Source organism: Microcoleus sp. PH2017_35_SFW_U_B, from assembly GCF_020737865.1.
Lineage (GTDB): Bacteria > Cyanobacteriota > Cyanobacteriia > Cyanobacteriales > Microcoleaceae > Microcoleus.
The window spans coordinates 1-7,374 of the sequence record NZ_JAEQDE010000188.1 but is presented as its reverse complement, the minus strand read 5'-3'; the positions used below and the strand labels follow the sequence as shown (position 1 = coordinate 7,374).

General features: G+C 45.2%; 8 protein-coding genes. 5 read left to right on the top strand and 3 right to left on the bottom strand.

Annotated features, from left to right (window positions below):
* Window positions 1-60: 60 nt before the first annotated feature.
* Window positions 61-807, top strand: a complete 747-nt coding sequence (locus JGK36_RS33305) for a transposase (RefSeq protein WP_366516630.1) — start codon at window positions 61-63, stop codon at window positions 805-807.
* Window positions 808-849: 42 nt separating this feature from the next.
* Here the strand turns inward: JGK36_RS33305 and JGK36_RS33300 are convergent, their stop codons facing one another.
* Window positions 850-1,581 (bottom strand): DUF4058 family protein, encoded by a 732-nt coding sequence (locus JGK36_RS33300; protein WP_293199368.1) that lies wholly within the window; start codon window positions 1,579-1,581, stop codon window positions 850-852.
* 72 nt (window positions 1,582-1,653) lie between these two features.
* Between JGK36_RS33300 and bchM the strand changes: the two genes are divergently transcribed.
* From bchM to JGK36_RS33285, 3 genes are all read left to right on the top strand, one after another.
* Window positions 1,654-2,340 carry a magnesium protoporphyrin IX methyltransferase gene (gene bchM / locus JGK36_RS33295; RefSeq protein ID WP_293176766.1) on the top strand — a complete coding sequence of 229 codons (687 nt, stop codon included), beginning with the start codon at window positions 1,654-1,656 and terminating at the stop codon, window positions 2,338-2,340.
* A 253-nt stretch (window positions 2,341-2,593) separates the two neighbouring features.
* On the top strand, window positions 2,594-2,986 hold the full coding sequence (locus tag JGK36_RS33290) for a DUF423 domain-containing protein (RefSeq protein ID WP_293176768.1): 393 nt from the start codon (window positions 2,594-2,596) through the stop codon (window positions 2,984-2,986).
* A 4-nt stretch (window positions 2,987-2,990) separates the two neighbouring features.
* Window positions 2,991-3,275 carry a hypothetical protein gene (locus JGK36_RS33285; RefSeq protein ID WP_293201345.1) on the top strand — a complete coding sequence of 95 codons (285 nt, stop codon included), beginning with the start codon at window positions 2,991-2,993 and terminating at the stop codon, window positions 3,273-3,275.
* On the opposite strand, the gene JGK36_RS33280 is transcribed toward JGK36_RS33285, so the two are convergent.
* Entirely contained in the window at window positions 3,272-4,366 is a 1,095-nt protein-coding gene (locus JGK36_RS33280; protein ID WP_293176772.1) for a hypothetical protein, read from the bottom strand. The two genes, JGK36_RS33285 and JGK36_RS33280, sit on opposite strands and share 4 nt — an antisense overlap.
* Window positions 4,367-4,849: 483 nt before the next feature.
* Complete coding sequence (locus JGK36_RS33275; RefSeq protein ID WP_293176774.1) at window positions 4,850-5,011, bottom strand: hypothetical protein; 162 nt, start codon at window positions 5,009-5,011, stop codon at window positions 4,850-4,852.
* Window positions 5,012-5,622: 611 nt separating this feature from the next.
* Between JGK36_RS33275 and JGK36_RS33270 the strand changes: the two genes are divergently transcribed.
* Complete coding sequence (locus tag JGK36_RS33270; RefSeq protein ID WP_293176776.1) at window positions 5,623-7,056, top strand: phosphoglucomutase/phosphomannomutase family protein; 1,434 nt, start codon at window positions 5,623-5,625, stop codon at window positions 7,054-7,056.
* The last annotated feature ends 318 nt before the right edge of the window (window positions 7,057-7,374 follow it).

Below are 7,374 nucleotides of genomic sequence, written 5' to 3'. Positions count from 1 at the left end.
ATTCTTTATTAAGCTTTGTTAAATACAGAAGGCGGTTGAAACCGCTACCGACTTATCCCCATGTCTAAAGCCAGGGGCTTGCGTCTCGCTCTTTGGTCAGTCAGCGTCCAGGTCAATACTGACGGTAAAAAAGTTTTAGGTATCGATCATGGTATCGATAATTGGTTAACCTGTGTCAGCAATGCGAACACAAGCTTTATTGTTGACGGAAAACATTTGAAGTCTCTAAATCAGTGGTATAACAAGCGAGTAGCTGCATTGATGGGTGGAAAGCCTAATGGCTTTTGGTCGCATCAATTAGCACGATTAACTGAAAAGCGCAATCGTCAAATGCGTGATGCGGTAAATAAAGCGGCCAAAACAGTTATCAATCACTGCCGAGAAAACCAAATTGGTACTGTTGTTTTTGGCTGGAATAAGGGTCAAAAAAATGGCGTAAATATGGGAGTAAAAATTAATCAGAAATTCGTACAAATTCCTACTGGTAGATTGAAAACTAGAATCTCTCAGCTCTGCGAAAAGTATGGAATTCGATTTACAGAAACAGAGGAAAGCTACACATCAAAAGCTTCATTCGTTGACAATGACTTCCTGCCTACAATCGGTGCAAAACCCGATGGGTGGAAAGAGTCGGGTAGACTAATTAAGCGTGGATTGTATCGAACTGGTTTACAAAACTGGTGTATTAACGCCGACTGCAATGGTGCAGCCAACATTATGCGAAAAGTAGCGACAATGCTAGGTTTTGACCTTAGCGGAGTTGGTAGAGGTGTCTTGACAGCGCCATTAAGGATTGCCATTTGGTAGTGTCTTAAGAATCCCCGTGCGTTCACGCCGGGGAGTGTCAAACTAAGCGCTGCTAACAGAAATTCGGTGTTCTCGGCAAGTTCGATCGTAAATATTATTTAATTCCACAGCCAAGCAAATCCCACCCCGCAGCCATAGCGGTACAACTGGAAGCGTGGAACCCACAGCTAAATTTTCCTGCCAAATATCTAGGCATTGGTTGCCGTCTCGCTCGATCGGGCGATAAGCTGTAGCATAGAGATCGGCGTCGAAGGGCGAAGCAATTCCTCCCACTAGACGGGCTAACAATTCATTGTGAAGATTTGCCTTCCTAACCGTCACAACATCAACTATTACCAACCCAATTCCCTCTCGCAAATACGTCTCGCACTTTGACACAAAAGCACAGCGATGACTAGAACGATCTTTGTTGGCAGGACTTACTAATTCAATTGCACCTGCTAAAACCGGGCCACCTTCTGTGTTAAAAATATTGACTTGCACAGATTCTGCCACAGGTAAAAAAGGCACGCTTTGTGCTGGGGGCGACATCCAATTGTTTGGTAAATCTATTGGCAAATTAATTACCGTCTCTGGACAATCAAAGTCCGGTAGAGGTTCCTCAAAAGCTGCTACATCAATTTCAATTTCAAACTGCACGTTGGGTTCTGCAAAATAACCTTCGGGTAATTTGGCATTCAAGTCAGATGCAATATAAGTCGCCCAAGCATTGTGAAAGGCGTGCCAGTGACGGCGCGCTGACAGCGGCGGGCGGAAATGATCTTGTAGCACCATATTTTTTTAAGTTAGGGCTAATTAAAATTATAATGTCTAATCGTTGGCAATAACTCAGCAGCAGGCGGAAAGATGAATTTGGTAAATGACAAGGATATTGTCAAACAGTATTTTAACTCGACGGGCTTCGATCGCTGGCAGCGAATTTACGGCGACGGCAAAGTCAATAAAGTGCAGCTAGACATCCGCACCGGGCACCAGAAAACGGTGGATACAGTGCTTAGCTGGCTGCAAGCTGACGGCAATTTGCGCGGGCTTTCAGTCTGCGATGCCGGCTGTGGTGTTGGATCTCTCAGCATTCCTCTGGCTGAGGCTGGGGCAATTGTTTGTGCTAGCGATATCTCTGAAAAGATGGTAGCAGAGGCTTATGATCGATCGACAGCCGTTCCCGGCAAGATGTACAACATCTCTTTCGCCGCCCAGGATTTGGAAGCTTTAACCGGCAAATTTCACACGGTTATTTGTTTGGACGTGCTGATCCACTATCCTCAAAGTAAGGCTGCGGAAATGATCGCTCACCTAAGTTCGATCGCCCAATCGCGACTAATTCTCAGTTTTGCCCCCAAAACCTTAGCACTTACCGCGCTCAAAAAATTTGGCGAACTTTTCCCCGGCCCGAGCAAAACTACCCGCGCTTACCAGCACCGCGAAGCTGATATTATCAAAATCCTAGAAAGCAACGGTTTTGTTGTTAAAAGAACAGCCATGAATAGCACTAGCTTTTACTATTCGCGCTTGCTGGAAGCTGTACGCAAATAAACTAGAAATATCTGCAAAAAGCTGATTTATCATAAATAGGGTGTGCAGTACGTAGTTGCGCTTGGGCGCTCTTTCATGAAAGAGCGCTGAAGCGCAACTACGTACCTAGAGGAGCGATCCATATTCTGGGATTCATTGATAGGGAAACCGCAGATAAACGCAGATGATTTAAATATAGTTTGTGAATGAATCCAACTCAAGTATATTTATGTTCACCAATTACCAATTACCAATTGCCCATTAAAAAAATATTATGTCAACGCTAATCCTAACGCGCATTTTCATAGCAGCCGCAGCCGTATTCGGAGGTTTGTCGGTTGCGGGCGGGGCTTTTGCCTCCCATGCTTTGAAAAATCAATTGACCGATCGAGCTTTAGGCATTTTTGAGACCGGCGCCCGCTATCAAATGTACCACGCCCTGGCTTTATTACTCGTCGCTTTATTATTAAGTCGCGCCCCAGAGTCTGAAACCTTTTTTGCAGTGGCTGGATGGGCTTTTATTGTCGGCACAATCGTCTTTTCAGGCAGTTTGTACGCGCTGAGTTTGACTGACATCAAATGGCTGGGTGCAATTACGCCTGTGGGCGGAGTTGCTTTTATTGTCGGTTGGGGATGTTTGGCTGTTGCAGCTTTGACTTTCAAGTAACGAGTTGATCGATTTTGAGGCAATTACCAATTACCGATTCCCCATTACCGATTACCCATTACCAATTACCAATTACCAATTACCCATTACCAATTACCGATTACCAATTACAATTACCAATTACCAATTACCAATTACCAATTACCAATTACCCATTACCAATTACCAATTACCCATTACCAATTACCCATTACCAATTACCCATTACCCATTACCAATTACCCATTACCAATTACCCATTACCAATTACCCATTACCCATTACCCATTACCCATTCCCGATTCCCTAATTGTCAAAGACATCGCTGGAAAACATATCTGTCACAGTCCGCAAGTAAGGTAAAAATACCATAACATCGGCAGCCGGGAGGCGATCGGATATTTCCCAAAACAAAATTAGCAGCATATCCTGCACTAATTCCCAACTTACATGAAGTCTCGGGTACAGCATCACGCAGATTGGAAACAATTCTTGCTGTACCGGGCGAATGCTTTCTTCCAAAACGCACCAGCACAAATAACTTTGAAAAATCTCGACATCCCGAATGCCAGAAATTTTGACCTGCGGATCGGTCAAATAACCGCTGCTGCTGCGGTATCCTGGATGCTGGGAACTAGCCCGAGCGTACACTGCACTAGCAATCTGAGTTGTCTGCTGCAACAAATGCTGAACGGCTAAGAGAGCTTTTGAATTCGGGGTATGATCCGCCGCAGCCTCGTTAATCTCTCCGTGGGGAATGTGCAGATAGTCATCTATAACTTTTAAGTAGGGTGCAAATTCCGATCGCTCTGACTCCGAAAGGCATCCTAACAAGATTTTGCTAGTGTATTGAAACTCCAACGTCACAAATCCCAGCACTAACGGATCTGTGTCTGAGTATTTCCGTCTTACTTGGACAATATCTTTTCCCACCAGCACTGACAAGCGGAAAACAGGTTCCCTATCGCCGTAAGCGTCTATTGCTTTCCGATATAAGCTGCGAGTGTCGGCGACAATTTCTTCTTGATTAATTAAGCTAGGATCGATCGCGTGTCGCTCTATTTGTTCCCCTAAAACAGTCTCTACTTTATTCCAAGCTATCTGGCTGGCAACTTTCAGAGTATCTGTCAATTTGTCAACTATTTTGGCTCGATTGCCATCAAAATTGCTTAAATCTCGGCTCTCGGAGATTTGCTGATGTGTTTGGTTTTCTCGTCCCGCTACTGTACTGTAATATTTTTTTGCCCAGCTAACTGCCAAGGAAGAAATGCTAACTCCTTTAGCCCCTGGGATCTTGTGAATGTCCGATTCCGTAATAGCCTGTGACGCAAAACTGTCGTCCTGTTGCAGTTCGTCGCCCACCGATAAAAACTTTGAAGATAGTTGTGAAATACCAGCCATGAGAAACCTCGTTGTTTTATAAAGCCGTACCCGATCGATTCCCCTAATTTTTAAAGTTACTAAATATAATCTTCTGCATTTATACCCTGACAGTCATCCGCCATTGTGCTTAAAACTATGAGCCATTTGGCTGCACTGCATCCATCCTATATAACTTGCACGTTAATAACGCTATTTATTGTGCGCTCGATCACAGTCACTATGCGATCGTAACCGATTTTTTTTCTTTACCTGTAAAGACGGCAAAAATAAATTCAATTTGTTTTAAAAGCTCAGAATTAAACTCTAGTCTGCCTTGAAAAAACTGCTCTTTGAGATATTTTATCTTTGTTTTGTCGCTTATGTCGATCGCCCTACGTTCTCAAAGAATCTAGGCTACATCACGATCGAGCGGTGACTTTGATTGATTTATTTTTTTATGTGAAGCCCAAAAAATTTGTCTGACATTCGTTAGGAAACCCTAACACATTCAACGAGCGGCATTTATAAATAAATTATTAAATTTGAGATAACAATCAGATTTATTTGATTTTCGTTAATGCCATTGTCAGCGCGGTTTCTTGCGCTCAGTTTTTTTAGATTCCCGATCGCCCAACCACCATTCAAAACCGGAATCTCGATCGACTCACCAGATCGCTCCTGCATTATACGAAATCTGGCTGCTGCGAGTCGTCTGCCGGAGGTGGTAGCCCGTCCCTACAAGGATAGGATTAGGTTTAAGGGCCCCACGGGCGATCGATCGTTACAAACAGGATAGCCAGTGCATCTTTAAGGCTATGCCTTCGGGTAGGATTAGTAGGACGAGAGGAAGTGGATAAAGTCAGGAACTCAGGTCTAAAGACACGCTCGCTTGGTCGCGAGCAAGTCTCGAAGCCAGCTATTCTGACCAGCCTAAGTCTTAACTGACTACGTTATTTAGGTCACGACACCCTGTGGATGCGAAGCTAGTCCCCTGCTCTGTCGTTTGCAATTAAACAGTTCTAAAGTCACTGGAACAGTGTTGCAAGCCCAACAAGCCCTGATAACATTGGCGAAGCTAACATTACCCCGTAAGGGAGACCCAACAAAGGCAACCATTATGCGTACAGGATTGTGAAGCTTGAAATGGTAATTGTCCCATTGAAAGTACATTACAAAAGTACACCTAGTCAAACAATCCCAAGGCGGTAATGGAAAAATTCAAGGCGGTTTCAACCGCCTGGTCGTTTTCCTCTCAGGTCTAAAGACTCTGAGTTTCCCACTTACCGAGCTTTTTTATGAGCGCCAGCAATTCAACAGAAGAAATCAAGTTCGGAACCGATGGGTGGCGGGGACTGATTGCCCATGACTTTACTTTTGCCAACGTGCGAAAAGTCACCCGGGCGATCGCCAGCTACCTCGAAACCGCTTACACCAAAGACCGTCCAGTGCTAGTATCCTACGATACCCGCTTTTTGGCAGACGAGTTCGCCCGCACATCGGCGGAAGTCTTGGCAGATTTGGGATGGACGGTGATGGTAGTCGATCGAGATTGTCCGACACCAGTTATCGCCTACAGCGCCAAGCATCTCAACTCCGCAGGAGCCCTGATGTTCACGGCTTCGCACAATCCCGCACCTTACTGCGGCATCAAATACATCCCCGACTACGCAGGGCCGGCAACCCCGGAAATTACGGATACCATTGTGGCAAATATTACTGGTGCTTCTGATGCCCCAGCCATAGGCAGCCACAACGATAAAATCTCCACTTTTGACCCGAAACCTGAATATCTGAAGTTTCTTTATACTTTGATTGATGTGGAGCGGATTCGCTCTGCTAAGTTGAAGGTGAAGTACGACGCTCTTTATTCGACTTCTCGCGGCTATCTCGACGGTGTTTTGGAACACTGCGGCTGCGATGTGGAAAGTTTTCACACCTACCGCGACGTGCTGTTTGGGGGCGGAATGCCTGAACCCAAGGGCGAACAGTTAGTCGAGTTGGTGGAAGCTGTTAAGAAGGATTCAGCCGATTTAGGTTTGGCTACGGATGGCGATAGCGATCGCTTTGGTATTGTTGATGAGTTGGGTAATGTCTTGACTCCGAATACCGTGTTGTTGCTGTTGGCGCGTCACTTGGTTAAGAATAAAGGCTTGACTGGGGCGATCGTCCGTACCGTCGCAACTACCCACTTGCTAGATAACATGGCCGCCAAATACGGTTTAACAATCTACGAAACCGCAGTCGGCTTTAAATACATCGGCGAAAAAATGCGGGAAACAGCCGTGCTCATCGGTGGCGAAGAGTCTGGCGGTTTGAGCGTTTTGGGTCACATCCCCGAAAAAGACGGGATTTTGGCTGATATGCTAGTTGCTGAGGCGATCGCCTACGAAGGCAAACCGCTATCTCAGCTAGTAGAAGAAGCCATCAAAGAAGCCGACGGCCCCCTGTACAACAAACGCTTGGACTTACACCTAGAAGAAGCGCACAAAGCAGCCGTTTTGGACTCTTTTACCAAGAATCCACCCACGGAAATAGCGGGTATTGGCGTTAAGGAAATCGGCCGCAAAGACGGGATTAAACTGTATCTTGAAGACGGCGGTTGGGTATTGCTGCGGCCTTCGGGAACGGAACCTTTGATGCGCGTTTACATGGAAACCAACTCTGTGGAAAAAGAAACCAAAGTTGCCGAGTACATGGAAAAGGTAATTGCCAAGTTAGAACCTGCTTAAGTTTCTATTTATCCTAATGCGGGGTTTTTCTCCTAAGCTTTGAGATTGTAGGGTGCGCGCCGCGCACCTTACGTATTTTTGATAGATCTTGCCAAGCTTATGAACATTATATATCTGGTATTACTTCGTTTCCAATTACTTAAATTATCTGCGTCGCATCTGTGTTTATCCGTCTGACATCTGCGGTTTCTGTACCAATCAAAGACTTATGCAATCGGTATATAGCGGTTCTCGGAAAGATGAGGTATCATGTTACTGACACTAACTGATGAGGGTCAAACAGAGAAGACACGATCGAATGAGCTATAATTACATGGT

What these genes read in the sequence shown, in the direction of transcription:
- JGK36_RS33300 (WP_293199368.1), bottom strand. Translation starts at nt 1,581, where the DNA reads ATGGTGCTACAAGATCATTTCCGCCCGCCGCTGTCAGCGCGCCGTCAC.
- bchM (WP_293176766.1), top strand. Translation starts at nt 1,654, where the DNA reads ATGAATTTGGTAAATGACAAGGATATTGTCAAACAGTATTTTAACTCG.
- JGK36_RS33305 (WP_366516630.1), top strand. Translation starts at nt 61, where the DNA reads ATGTCTAAAGCCAGGGGCTTGCGTCTCGCTCTTTGGTCAGTCAGCGTC.
- JGK36_RS33280 (WP_293176772.1), bottom strand. Translation starts at nt 4,366, where the DNA reads ATGGCTGGTATTTCACAACTATCTTCAAAGTTTTTATCGGTGGGCGAC.
- JGK36_RS33270 (WP_293176776.1), top strand. Translation starts at nt 5,623, where the DNA reads ATGAGCGCCAGCAATTCAACAGAAGAAATCAAGTTCGGAACCGATGGG.
- JGK36_RS33275 (WP_293176774.1), bottom strand. Translation starts at nt 5,011, where the DNA reads ATGCAGGAGCGATCTGGTGAGTCGATCGAGATTCCGGTTTTGAATGGT.
- JGK36_RS33290 (WP_293176768.1), top strand. Translation starts at nt 2,594, where the DNA reads ATGTCAACGCTAATCCTAACGCGCATTTTCATAGCAGCCGCAGCCGTA.